The organism is Acetobacter sp. JWB, assembly GCF_003323795.1.
Classification (GTDB): Bacteria; Pseudomonadota; Alphaproteobacteria; order Acetobacterales; family Acetobacteraceae; genus Acetobacter; species Acetobacter oryzifermentans.
This window is the reverse complement of record NZ_CP030871.1, coordinates 2,095,060-2,107,962: the sequence shown is the minus strand read 5'-3', so window position 1 is coordinate 2,107,962 and position 12,903 is coordinate 2,095,060. Positions and strand designations below refer to the sequence as shown.

General features: G+C 50.5%; 10 protein-coding genes and 1 tRNA gene. 8 read left to right on the top strand and 3 right to left on the bottom strand.

Translation table 11 applies throughout. The features are described 5' to 3' along the window. The first annotated feature begins 64 nt into the window (after positions 1-64). The 3 genes from gluQRS to DS739_RS09945 all read left to right on the top strand — a co-directional run bounded on the left by gluQRS (position 65) and on the right by DS739_RS09945 (position 3,552). Positions 65-976, top strand: a complete 912-nt coding sequence (gene gluQRS, locus DS739_RS09955) for a tRNA glutamyl-Q(34) synthetase GluQRS (RefSeq protein WP_006117477.1) — start codon at positions 65-67, stop codon at positions 974-976. Positions 977-1,140: 164 nt separating this feature from the next. Further along, a complete protein-coding gene (locus DS739_RS09950; protein ID WP_035351899.1) occupies positions 1,141-2,343 on the top strand; it encodes a pyridoxal phosphate-dependent aminotransferase in 1,203 nt (400 codons plus the stop codon). A gap of 3 nt (positions 2,344-2,346) precedes the next feature. Further along, complete coding sequence (locus tag DS739_RS09945; RefSeq protein ID WP_006117475.1) at positions 2,347-3,552, top strand: pyridoxal phosphate-dependent aminotransferase; 1,206 nt, start codon at positions 2,347-2,349, stop codon at positions 3,550-3,552. A gap of 50 nt (positions 3,553-3,602) precedes the next feature. Here DS739_RS09945 and DS739_RS09940 read toward each other — a convergent pair whose 3' ends face one another. Then, positions 3,603-4,637 carry an ABC transporter substrate-binding protein gene (locus DS739_RS09940; protein WP_006117474.1) on the bottom strand — a complete coding sequence of 345 codons (1,035 nt, stop codon included), beginning with the start codon at positions 4,635-4,637 and terminating at the stop codon, positions 3,603-3,605. Positions 4,638-4,758: 121 nt separating this feature from the next. Here DS739_RS09940 and DS739_RS09935 point away from each other — a divergent pair. Then, positions 4,759-4,834: transfer RNA gene (locus DS739_RS09935), tRNA-Asn, on the top strand. Positions 4,835-4,945: 111 nt separating this feature from the next. On the opposite strand, the gene DS739_RS09930 is transcribed toward DS739_RS09935, so the two are convergent. Together DS739_RS09930 and panC are read right to left on the bottom strand one after the other, a co-directional pair. Next, complete coding sequence (locus tag DS739_RS09930; protein ID WP_006117473.1) at positions 4,946-5,302, bottom strand: RidA family protein; 357 nt, start codon at positions 5,300-5,302, stop codon at positions 4,946-4,948. Between the two features lie 49 nt (positions 5,303-5,351). Next, the gene (gene panC, locus DS739_RS09925) at positions 5,352-6,191 is read right to left on the bottom strand and encodes a pantoate--beta-alanine ligase (RefSeq protein ID WP_006117472.1); all 840 of its coding nucleotides are present in this window, start codon (positions 6,189-6,191) and stop codon (positions 5,352-5,354) included. A gap of 548 nt (positions 6,192-6,739) precedes the next feature. Between panC and dnaE the strand changes: the two genes are divergently transcribed. The 4 genes from dnaE to DS739_RS09900 all read left to right on the top strand — a co-directional run bounded on the left by dnaE (position 6,740) and on the right by DS739_RS09900 (position 12,809). Beyond that, positions 6,740-10,159: a DNA polymerase III subunit alpha gene (gene dnaE, locus DS739_RS09915; protein ID WP_006117471.1), complete on the top strand. Its 3,420-nt coding sequence runs from the start codon at positions 6,740-6,742 to the stop codon at positions 10,157-10,159. 2 nt (positions 10,160-10,161) lie between these two features. Further along, the gene (pabB, locus tag DS739_RS09910) at positions 10,162-11,547 is read left to right on the top strand and encodes an aminodeoxychorismate synthase component I (protein WP_035351902.1); all 1,386 of its coding nucleotides are present in this window, start codon (positions 10,162-10,164) and stop codon (positions 11,545-11,547) included. Beyond that, entirely contained in the window at positions 11,544-12,344 is an 801-nt protein-coding gene (locus DS739_RS09905) for an aminotransferase class IV (protein ID WP_006117469.1), read from the top strand. Before pabB ends, DS739_RS09905 begins: the two co-directional genes overlap by 4 nt. Positions 12,345-12,413: 69 nt before the next feature. Next, positions 12,414-12,809 carry a hypothetical protein gene (locus DS739_RS09900; RefSeq protein WP_006117468.1) on the top strand — a complete coding sequence of 132 codons (396 nt, stop codon included), beginning with the start codon at positions 12,414-12,416 and terminating at the stop codon, positions 12,807-12,809. Positions 12,810-12,903: the final 94 nt, after the last annotated feature.

Here is a 12,903-nt window from a genome sequence, read left to right as displayed (position 1 = left end):
GGCAACAAAACGACTGTCTGTTTGATGCGTCTTTTGAGAGTTTAGTAATAGTTTCACGAAAAACATGAACAATTTATTACATAATAGTCAAACAAAGCATGCCGGGTGGGTAACGCGTTTTGCACCTAGCCCCACTGGTTTTCTGCATCTGGGGCATGTGGCTTCGGCTTTGTATGGGTGGCAAAAGGCCCAGCCGGATGGGGAATGGTTTGTACGGCTGGAGGATATTGATACCCAACGCTGCAAGCCGGAATTTATTCCCGCCATTTTGCAAGATCTGGAATGGTTGGGCTTGCGTTCTGCTCGGCCTGTTTTAAGGCAATCGGCCAATATGCCTGCCTATCAGGCAACGTTGGCGAGGTTGGATGCAATGGGGGTGCTATATCCCTGTTTTTGCACGCGCTCTGATATCCTGCGTGAAAGTGCCGCCATATTCTCAGCCCCACATACGGCTCCAGATGGCAGTTTGTGCTACCCCGGAACGTGTCGCCATCTTTCAGATCAGGAACGGCAGGAGCGCATCAGCCAAGGGCAACTCCATATGTTACGGCTGAATATGAGCAAAGCCTTGCAATGGATAAACCAATGCACACATGGCGCACCACTGACGTATCAGGATCAAGAACGCGGAACAGTTTTATGCTACCCTGAATTGTTCGGTGATGTGGTGCTTGCACGCAAAGACATTCCCGCATCTTACCATCTTTGCGTCACGCATGATGATGCCGCCCAAGGCGTTACACTGGTAACACGCGGGGAAGATCTGCGCCCAGCAACAGACCTGCATCGCGTATTGCAAGCCCTTATGGGCTGGAACGTGCCAGACTACAGCTTTCATCCATTATTATGTAATGCAGAAGGCCGCAGGCTGGCCAAGCGGGATGGTGCATTGGCTGTGCGGGCTATGCGCAAGGCAGGCCTTTCAGCGGAAGATGTGCGCTGCAAGGCAGGTTTCCCACACATTTTTGAGAGATAAACGCTGAATTGCGTACAAAAAACGCGGCGTATGAGAAATCTCCGGTTCCGCCGGAGGCCGAACAGGATTACTGTGCCGCCCCAGAACCGAATGTCTGTTTCAGGGGCATGTAGGGTGTCCTGGTAACTGGCATGAAAAACATAGTGTCGGAAAGTAAGAGAACCATGAGCATTGTTGCTGACCGCATGAACAGGATCAGCCCGAGCCAGACGATTGTCATTTCGACACGGGCGCGTGCACTTAAAGCTGAAGGCCGGAACATCATCAGCCTTTCTGCTGGTGAGCCAGATTTTCGCACGCCCGAAAACATCTCCCGCGCAGCAGCCAAGGCGATTGAAAACGGCCAAACCCGTTATACCGATGTTGCTGGCACGCCAGAGCTGCGTAAGGCTGTGGCAGAGCGTTTTAAGCTGGATAGTGGTCTGGATTACACGCCGGAGGAAATTATTGTTTCCACAGGTGGCAAACAGGTTATCTACAATGCCATGATGTCCACCCTTAATCCGGGTGATGAGGCAATTATTCCGGCACCATGCTGGGTTTCCTACCCCGATATTGTTACGTTGGCAGAAGGCAAGCCCGTTATTGTACCCTGCAAGCGTGAAAATGGTTTTCGGATTACAGCAGAACAGTTGGAAGCCGCCATTACGCCGCGCACAAAATGGTTTTTTCTGAACTCACCCTGTAACCCTACAGGTGTGGCCTATTCTGCCGAAGACCTGCGCCCGCTGTGTGATGTTCTGCTCCGCCACCCGCATGTGTGGATCTTTACAGACGATATCTATGCCAAGCTGGCTTACGATGGCTTCCGCCCTGCTACATTTGTGGAAGTGGAACCTCTGCTGCGTAGCCGCACCGTTACCATGAATGGTGTTTCCAAGGCGTATGCCATGACAGGCTGGCGCATTGGTTTTTCTGGTGCTCCGGTAGAGCTAACAAAAGCCATGAACAAACTTCAGGGGCAGTCCACCTCCAACACTTGTTCCATCGCACAGGCCGCGGCTGTGGAAGCACTCACCGGCCCGCAGGAGTTCATTCAGGAAATGGTTGCCACCTATCAGGGGCGGCGTGACATGGTTGTTTCCATGCTGAATGAAGCCGAAGGGCTGGAATGTGATGTACCGCAGGGTGCGTTCTATGTGTTCCCTACAGTTGAAAAATGCTTGGGCAAAACGTCTCCGGGTGGCAAAAAGCTGGAAACGGATGAAGATTTCGTAACAGCTCTGTTGGAAGAAGAAGGCGTTGCCGCTGTGCATGGTTCGGCCTTCATGTTCCCCGGTCATATCCGTATTTCCTATGCTACGGATACAGATAGCCTGCGCGAAGCTTGCGCACGTATTCAGCGCTTTTGCAAAGGGCTGCTGTAAAATATGGCGCGGTCTTTTGCGAATAGACTAAAAGGTTTGCCTGCACCGGCTACTATTGAAATGGCACGCCGTGCACGCGTACTTAAGGCGGAAGGCAAGCCCGTTATCTCCCTTGCTTTGGGGGAACCGGATTTTGCCACACCGTCTGCCGTGGTAGAGGCCGCCCATCAGGCCGCCTTGGCTGGGCAGACCAAATATCCACCCGTAGATGGTACGCCAGCCCTTAAGGCGGCCATTGCCCGCAAGTTCACGCGTGAAAACGGTCTGGATTATAAGCCGGAGGAGATTATGGTCTCCAACGGTGGCAAGCAGGTTATCTTCAACGCTTTTATGGCCACGCTGAATGCGGGTGATGAAGTGGTGGTGCCCACGCCTTATTGGGTCAGCTATCCGCTTATTGCCCGTATGTTTGGTGCAACACCTGTTTTTGTACCTTGCCGGGAGGAAGATGGTTTCCGCCTGAAGGCGGATGAACTGGCAAAAGTGCTGACACCGCGCACACGTTGGGTGGTGTTGAACTTTCCTAATAATCCAACAGGTGGTGTGTGCTCAGCGGATGATCTGCGGGCTATTGCGGAAGTGTTGCGGCAGTATCCAGATATCTGGATACTTTCAGATGAGATTTACGAACATCTGGTGTTTGATGGTGCAAAATCAGCATCTATTGCCGCTGTAGCGCCTGATCTGAAAGAACGCACCATTACCCTTAATGGCGTTTCTAAAGCTTATGCCATGACAGGCTGGCGCGTAGGTTTTGCGGGCGGTCCGGCAGATCTTATCGCTACCATGCGGGGTGTTCAGGGCAATGCCACATCTGGCGTGTGCTCCATAGCGCAGGCGGCGGCAGCGGCTGCGTTGGATGGCCCGGCAGATTTGGTGCAGGAAATGGTGGCAACATATGGCCGCCGCCGCCGGATGGTTGTGGAAGCATTGCGGGCCATTCCGGGGTTTACCTGCGCTATGCCCGATGGTGCGTTTTATGCGTATCCGGGTGTTGCCGGGTGTCTTGGCCGAACAACTGCTGCCGGTAAGCGGTTAGAAACAGACCATGACTTTGCATTAGCTTTGCTGGAAGAGGCTTTTGTAGCCACTGTGCCAGGAAGCGCCTTTGGGCATTCACCTTATTTGCGTTTGTCCTGCGCAACGGCAGATGAAACACTGCGTGAGGCCTGCCAGCGTATTGCTCAGTTTGTAGAAGGCTTGCAGTAAAGCTTTCAAGTAAAGTGCAGGCGCAATTAAAAATGTGCCTGCACTTTACTTTATTCTTTCAAAACATTCCGCGCATAATGATGAGCAAGTGCTGTGCTGTCTTCCGTGTCGGGCAGTAGGCTGACCAGTTGCAGTTCATCACAATACTGCGCCAGTTGTTCGCGCAATGATTTGCCAATAACGGGCCGGATAGCAGGTTCACTGTGTAGCATGGCGCGTATACTGGCTACAGAAAGATCCGTAATATCTGGTGCAATCAGGGTTGCAGCATCATCGCGGTGGGTATCTGTCCAGCGTGCTGCATCACGTAGGGCCAGCACAAGGGCAATGGCGGCATCTGGGTCATCTTGTAGGGCAGAACTGGAGGCGCCAAGCACCATACTTGTGCGCTCAGCATAGTGGCCAGTATTGCTGCCTGCTAGTTCAATAAACAGATCAGGGAAGGATTGAAGCAGCCACCATGCCTGATAATCATGCGCGACAACGGCATCAATTCTTTGGCTGCGTGCGGCATCATCAATTTGTGGGAGAGGTAGATCCAGCCAGTTGATGCGGTTCATGGCGTCTAGCCCTTTGCGGCGCATCATAATGGCAAAAAACAGCTTATCTGCTGCGTTCTGATCCATAACGGCTACAGTGTGGCCCATAAGCTGGTCTAGCCGTGTAATATGGCTGCTGCGGCGTACTAACAGCCGAAAATTGCCCGGCTGCACCCCAATAAGCAACTGCGCATTTAGCCCTGCATAAAGGTGCCTGAGCCACGTAAGAGCAGGGGCTACGGCGTAGGAAATATCCCCTCTGGCCAGTGCATTAATGGTGTCTTCCCCATTTATGGTGGCGAAGGGCAGATCGACATCCAAGCTGTAATGCGCAAAAAAATCTTTTTGTGCAGCCACAGCCAAAACTGGTGCCGATCCAGAATTTGGCCAACCTATTTTGATCTGCCGATAAGCACCATCGGGCTGTTTGTGTGTGTGATGCTTGCCTCGTGTTGCCAAAAAGGTTCCTCCGCCAATGGCGGCAATACCGCCCATACCGGCTAGCAGGAGATTACGACGTGTTTGGGAAGGACCTTGGGCGTTCATTTTTGTAGGTTTACTATGTCTTGCTGTGTCTGTCGCTTTATGAGTGATGGAGGAGATATGAAAAAAAATAAAAAAGGGGGTTTACGGCGCGATTTAGGTTAGCTATATGCTCCCTCGCTGGTCCCGAATAGCTCAGTTGGTAGAGCAAGCGACTGTTAATCGCTGGGTCGTAGGTTCGAGTCCTACTTCGGGAGCCAGCCTTATTTCCCTGTAAAATTTATAAATTGTATCAATGCATTAAAGCATTTGCTTATGCCTCGTTTTTTGTAGTGAACGGCTGGCAAAACAGCCGTCCACTATTAAAGCAATTATGGTTGAGGCAACGCGGCAATTCCGGTGAGTTCCACCTTCCATGTGGGGTCTGCCAGTTTGGCTTCTACCGTTGCGCGGGCGGGTTTATTGTTTTTGTCCAGCCATGCATCCCATGCACGATTCATGCCAGCCATATCATTCATGTCGGCCAGAAAGATCTGTGCGGAAATAAGGCGGCTTTTGTCCGTGCCAGCTTCAGCCAATAAGGCATCTACCTGCCGTAGAATATCAGCCATCTGGCCTTCTGCATCCAATGTGGAATCATCGGCAATCTGGCCAGCCAGATAAACAAGACCATTATGAATAACAGCGCCTGTTAAGCGTTCTTCGGGAGCAAGACGTTTGATGCTCATGATTTTGGGTTCTTTGCTATAGTGGAAAAAGTTTTATGGAAAACCAAAGTTAGGCAAACGGCATATTATCAATAAGCCGGATGTCTCCTAAGCTGGCAGCTATAAACAAACGTGTATCTTTGCTGGCAATAGGGGCAAGTGCCAGATTTTCCGCATTGCGGAGTTCCAGATAATGAACGTGAAAGCCTGCATTCTTTAATGCTTCACGGCATGTGGCCAAGCTGCTTTCTACATTTGTGCCGTTCCGCATGGCTGCAAGGCATGCCTTTAGGGCTTGGGGCAGGAGCGTGGCTTGTTGGCGTTGTTGTGGCGTAAGCCTGCGGTTGCGGGATGAAAGGGCAAGCCCGTCTGCTTCTCGCAAAGTGGGCACGGGTAAAATACCTACAGGTAGATCCAAATCCTGCACCATGCGTTTGATGAGGCAGAGTTGCTGGTAATCTTTTTCACCAAAGGCCGCGATATTGGCGCGTGTTTGTAAAAACAGTTTGGTAACCACAGTGGCAACGCCATCAAAATGGCCGGGTCTGTCTCCGCCACACAGCATAGTATCCAGCCCAGAAACACTTATACGAGTTGCAAAGCCGGGAGGGTACATTTGGCTTTCATCTGGGGCGTAAAGCACGTCCACTTTGCCGGTATTGCGTAGCAGGCCAGCATCATCTTCCAGCCCGCGCGGGTAATGCTGGAAATCATTGGTGTTGTTGAATTGGATAGGATTTACAAAAATGGACACAATTCGACGGGAGGCTTTGCCATCCAGCGCATTTATGAGTGAGATATGGCCTGCATGAAGTGCGCCCATGGTCGGCACAAAGCCAATAGTCTGGCCATCTTTCCGCCAACTGGTGCTGAGAGCTGCCAGTTCTGCTTTGGTTTTTACAATCTGCATGATGAATCCTGAACGCCAGTAATTTAGTCAGCCGGAATAAGTGTTCCAAACTGCAAAGTGCTGCAATGTATCCATGAATGTGCCACTATTCCAGAAGTGGCTGGGCCCTTTTATGGTTGGTGGATTCTTTGACAGTAAAATAATGCTATGGAATCAAATGGTTCCACAAAGAGTTGTTCCCCGCACACACGGGGATGAATTGTCTCACCCGGATTACGGTCAATTGCAGCAATCCGATTAATAGGCTGCGTTGATCCAGAAACAATAACTGAGGGCATGACAGCGCCTTTCTTATGCTGCTATACAGCTTTTGCGGATGACATGCTGTGATCTGGCGATATTCTCCCGACCAGGGCACGCCTTAATGGCGGAGCAAATTGTGGGGTTACCGGGAGGCCCCACCAGCACGTCATTCCGTATTCCCTGCTACATTTACATTCGGAATGTCCAGACTGCCTAACAGGCAGTGTTCCCCACACGCGTGGGGACTAGCTTGAAACAAAACTTTAGGCAGAGTGAAAAGCTTCAAGTCTGTGCTATAAAGACACATGTCTTACGCTGATTTTGTTCATCTTCGTGTTCATTCTGCCTATTCGCTTAGCCAGGGGGCCATTCGTGTGCCCGATATTGTGGGGCTGGCGAAGGAAATGCACATGCCTGCTGTGGGTATTGCAGATTCAGGCAATCTGTTCGGGGCGTTGGAATTTTCTCAGTATTGTACCAAAAGCGGTATTCAGCCTATTATTGGCAGCCAGATCGGCCTGCCTGCGCGTAATGACAAACCCGGCGCTCCCGCCGAGCCTGTAGTGCTTCTGGCACAGAATGAAGCAGGGTTGGCGAATCTCCAGTTTCTTTCTTCAGCCGGGTTCCAAAATTCAGATCCGGCAGACCCTTTTGTTTCTCTGGATTTGCTATGTGAGAAAGCAGAGGGGCTGTTGCTGCTGACAGGTGGCACACGTGGGCCACTTTTTCAGATGCTGGCAGAAGGGCAAACGGAAGATGCCGAAAAATGGCTGGCCCGTGTGCATGAAGCCTTTGGTGACAGGCTGATTGTAGAACTGCACCGGCATGGATTAGGTGTTGAAAAAGCTGTGGAACCGGGCGTGCTGACGTTGGCCGATCGGTTTGGTCTGCCATTAGTGGCAACGAATGAGTGCTTTTTTCCTACACCAAAAATGTACGAAGCACAGGATGCCCTGTTGTGCATCGCTCAAGGGCGCACGATGGCAGAAAAAGACCGCTTTCGTGTAACGCCGGAGCATTGGTTCAAGCCGCCGGAAATGATGCGCGCACTTTTTGCCGATTTGCCAGATGCGTGTGACAACACTTTGGAAATAGCCCGCCGCTGCGCCATTAAGGTGGAAACCCGCAAGCCGCTTTTGCCAGTTTGCCCTAAGGTAAGAGAAGGCGCGACAGAAGATGAAACCCTGCGTGCTATGGCGTGGGAAGGGTTGGAACACCGTATGTCCGGCATGAAGCTGGATGCAGAAACAGTAGAGAAATATAAGGAACGTTTACGTTTCGAGCTGGATATTATCTCCAAAATGGGGTTTCCCGGTTACTTCATGATCGTGGCGGACTTTATCCAGTGGGCTAAGGCGCATGGCATACCGGTTGGGCCGGGCCGTGGTTCTGGTGCGGGGTCTTTGGCTGCATGGGCGCTTACCATTACGGATATTGACCCTATTCCGTTTAATTTGCTGTTCGAACGTTTTCTAAATCCAGAACGCGTCTCCATGCCTGACTTTGATATCGATTTCTGTCAGGATCGGCGAGACGAAGTGATTTCCTATGTGCGGCATGAATATGGATCAGACCGTGTTGCGCAGATTATTACCTTCGGTAAGCTGCAAGCGCGTGCTGCCGTGCGCGATGTTGGGCGTGTGCTGGGTTTGCCGTATGGTATGGTTAACCGTGTGGCAGAGCTTATCCCTAACAATCCTGCCAAACCGGTTACCCTAAAAGAAGCCATTGCAGGTGAACCCAAGCTGCAGGAAATGCGTGATAATGATGAGGCCCTGCGCAGGCTGCTGGAAATAGCCCAGCAGTTGGAAGGGCTCTTCCGCCATGCCAGTACGCATGCGGCTGGGGTGGTGATAGGCGATAGGCCGCTTGTGCAGCTTGTGCCGCTGTACCGAGACCCGAAAAGTGATACGCTCGTCACTCAATATAACATGAAGTTTGTTGAGCAGGCGGGTCTCGTTAAGTTCGACTTTCTTGGTTTAACAACACTCACTATTCTCAAACGGGGTGTCGATTTCATCCGCCGTATGGGCAAGGATGTAGATCTCAGCCACATTCCGCTGGATGACCCCAAAACGTATGAAATGTTGGGGCGGGGTGATACCGCTGGCGTCTTCCAGTTTGAAGGCGCGGGCATGCGCGATGTTCTTAAACAAATGCGCCCAACCCGCATAGAAGACCTGATTGCAGCTGTGGCGCTGTATCGCCCAGGGCCAATGGCGAATATTCCCGATTATTGCCGTAGAAAACACGGAGAGGTATGGGAGCCCCCGCACGAGGAAATTCGCGATATTCTTGAAGAGACCTATGGCATCATGGTCTATCAGGAACAGGTTATGCAGATTGCCCAAAAAATGGCTGGCTACAGCCTGGGTGGCGCAGATTTGCTACGTCGTGCCATGGGTAAAAAGATCCGTTCGGAAATGGATCACCAGCGCGAAATTTTTACAGAAGGCGCCACCAAGCGCGGGATTGACCGTGATAAAGCCGTTGAGGTTTTTGACCTTATGGCTAAGTTTGCAGATTACGGCTTTAATAAATCTCATGCCGCTGCTTATGCTTTTGTTTCGTACCAAACAGCATGGATGAAGGCTAACCATCCAGTGGCCTTTTTGGCTGCTTGCATGTCTTTGGCGCGGGAACGTACAGAAAAACTTGCTGCTTTGCGTCAGGAAGCAGAGCGGATGCACATTGCAGTGTTGCCGCCAAATATCAATAAATCAGAAGCTGATTTTTCGGTCGAAAAACAGCCAGATGGAACATACGCAATCCGCTATGCGCTAGCTGCCATCAAAAAGGTGGGCTATGGTGCAATGGAATCTCTGGTGGAGGTGAGGGGAGAAAAACCTTTCAAAAATCTAGCAGATTTTGCAATCCGTATTGATCCCAAGCACATCAACCGGATGCAGTTGGAAAATCTGGCAAAAGCTGGTGCGTTTGAATGTATTGATAAAAACCGGGCCCGTGTTTTCAGATCAGCAGATGTTATTTTAAGGCGGGCACATAGCCAGGCGCAGGAGGCAGCTTCTGGCCAGATTGGGTTGTTTGGTGGCCCAGGTGAAGTTGAGCCTCTGCGGTTGGTGGAAGGGCACGATTGGCCAGAATTTGAACGTCTGGCGATGGAGGCAGAAGCTATTGGCTTCCATATGACAGCCCACCCGTTGGATGCTTATGGTTCGGTACTGCGCCGTTTGGGTGTGACGCGTACCTCTCAGTTGTTAACAGCGGCGGAACTGGGTGGTGGCCGGGTTAAAATTGCTGGCTGTGTGGTGGATAAAAAGGAACGCCCAACCCGCACAGGTAATAAAATGGCATGGGTACGCCTTTCCGATGCATCTGGTGGTTGCGAAGTAACTGTTTTTTCGGAAGTGCTGACGCGTGTGCGTGATATTCTGGTAGCTGGTACCGCTATACTCGTAACAGCCGATTTAAAGCTAGAAGGCGAAGCTCTGCGGCTTACCGCTACAGATATTGTGGATTTGGAAGCCGCTGCGGCACAAGGACAAAGCGAAATGCGGGTATGGTTAGAAAAGCCCGATGCCTTGCCAGATTTGCAAGCTATTCTGGAACCACAAAAGGGCGGAGCAGGGCGGGTTGTTTTGTTGCCGGGTGTTGCAGATAGTTGCGATGTAGAGGTGCGCCTACGAGGCCGTTACAAGGTTACACCCGTTTTAGGGCAAAGGTTGCGCACACTTTCTGGCGTTTCTCGGGTAGAACAGGTCTAACATTGGTTCAGGTAAAGGAGCTACAATGGAGGGAGCCCGATGTTGTTTTATCGGCATGGGGCCAACAGCCATGGTGTGCTTTTCTGGATAGTGGCGGCAAGATAGATAATCGAAGCCGATGGCAGATTTTTTGCCACAACCCATGCCATACAGTGGTGGCCTGGCCTCATGAAATAGAGGTGGATGGCACAAAAAAACCGATAATTTCTTCTGATAATATTTTTGAAATTCTACGTATTTTTCATGATGAATTAAAAGAATATGCGGGTGGATCATGCCAGCAAGGTATTCCATTCTGGGGTGGTCTTATTGGGTTTGCCAGTTATCAAATGGGAATGATTCTGGAAGGCGTTTTATCTCGCCATAAAGACCGGAATACACCCGCATTGGCGGCAGGTATGTATGATCATGCCTTTATTTGGGATCGCTTTGAAAAACGTGTGTTTCTTGCGGGAATTTCAAGTTTTTTTGTGAATGAACTCAATGTGGCGCAGTCTATAAGGGAATGGAACATGCTTCCTGAGCGTGTTCCATCATATAAGCTACATGTAACCAAGCCGTTTGTTCCAGACCAAAATCATGCAGCTTATTGTCAGAGCGTTACGCAAACACGGAATTATATTGCTGCGGGAGATATTTTTCAGGCGAATATAACGTGTCGATATACAACGGAAATGGCCAAAAATGTGCTGAGTGCTGAGGTCTATCGTGCGTTACGGCAGCAAATACCAGCACCTTTTGGTGCGTATTTGTCATGCGGTTCAGATTTTGCGCTGCTATCTTCTTCCCCAGAAAGATTTTTGAAAGTGGATGCGAATGGTTGTGTTTCATCACGGCCAATCAAAGGCACGGCACCACGAGGGCAAACGCCAGAAGAAGATGCTTTTTGGCATAATGCACTTCTACATGATGAAAAAGAGCGTGCCGAAAACCTGATGATTGTTGACCTCATGCGGCATGATATCGGCCGTATGGCACAAATAGGCAGCGTGTATGTGCCAGACCTGCTGGTGGTAGAGCAGTTTCCGCATGTGCATCATCTGGTTTCAGAAATTCGTGGAAAGTTGCTGCCTGATAAAGATGTTTTTGATCTTTTGAAAGTAACATTGCCCCCAGGATCTGTAACAGGAGCCCCCAAATATCGGGCCATGCAGATTATAGATGAGTTGGAAGCCTCTGCCAGAGGTGCGTATTGCGGCACTGTGTTTCGTATTGGAATAGATGGCAGTATGGACAGTTCTGTAATTATTCGCAGTTTGGAGCATTCCAAAAATCATCTGAGTATTGGTGTTGGGGGTGGTGTAACCATTCTATCTGACCCAGAAAAGGAATATGAAGAAATGCGCCTGAAATTTGCACCATTTCAGAAGTTCTGGGGGCAGGCGTGAGTATTATCTGGTTAAACGGCAAAATATATCCCGTAGACCAAGCTGCTATCAGCCCGCTAGATCGTGGCGTGACATTGGGAGACGGGTTGTTTGAAACTTTGCGCATAAAGAACGGCACAGTGCCGCATTTTTTATGGCATTATCAGCGTCTTTGTAATGGTGCTCAAGTTCTGGGGTTACCTGTTCCAGAGCAAGAGAATACTTTGCAGGCGATCCGGGAGTTTTTGGCATGTGCTGGTTTTGAGAATGGCTCTGTCCGGTTGACTGTAACGCGCGGGGTGGCGCCACGCGGCCTGCTGCCGCCAGAACACTGCAAGCCAACAGTTTTTATAACAGGTGCTGCCGGTGTTTTTAGGGAGCAGTCTGTTCGTGTGTGTGTGAGTGAGCTGGTTCGCAGAGATGAGCTTTCCCCACTTTCTCGTATTAAATCGCTCAGTTATTTGCCCGGTATTGTAGCAAGGCAGGAAGCAGAGCGAAAAGGCTGCGATGATGCCCTTTTACTAAATATGCAAGGGCATATAGCGGAAAGCACAATTAGTAATATTGTTATGCAAACAGAGGCAGGATTGATAACGCCTCCTGTTACAGAAGGCGCTTTACCGGGCATTGCCCGTAGGCTGCTATTAAATGCGGGCGTAATGCAAGAGCGGCCTGTCTGTTACGAAGATATTGTAAAAGCGCAAGGGGTGTATTTAACAAACAGCCTTTCCTTGCGCACTGTTACGCATTTGGATGGAAAAGCGCTCTCATGCCATCCAGAATCTTGTGGAAAAATAAGGGAAATTCTGAAAAAATAAAATTTGCAACTCTTCCAAATTGCTGGCGTTGGAAAACGGGATACCTCATTTTATTAAAAGGAATATCCCATGCAGAAAATCTTAACTTCTATGCTGCTTGGCGCGTCTTTAAGTGTGATGCCAGCATTGGCTATGGCGCAGGATAATAGTGGTACGCCGCCTACAGCCGAGGGCGCTGCTTCCCAGCAGGGGAAGGCTCCCTCAAAAGCGGCCGAAGGGCCGAATGGTGAGCATGTTGATCCATCTAAAAAGCTATGGAGCAACCCACGCACGGTAGATGAGCAACCCGGCACGCAACCGCCTTCTAACGATGGCAAGAACCCGGCTCATCCGGTTAAGGAATACCATCCTCACCATACCTCGCATGGCAAGAAGTCCGGGGTGGTGGAAAGCCCAAGTGAGACAATCCCCGGTAACAATCAGCCGTCTTCTACGCATCTTCTGGAAAATCACGCCCCGCAATAATGCAATGGAGAGTGCCTGTTTCTATGAGGTATGTGGTCTGGCAGGATAGGACCGTTGCGGCCAGTGCACAGCTTGGTTGGTTGTTTGCATCTGG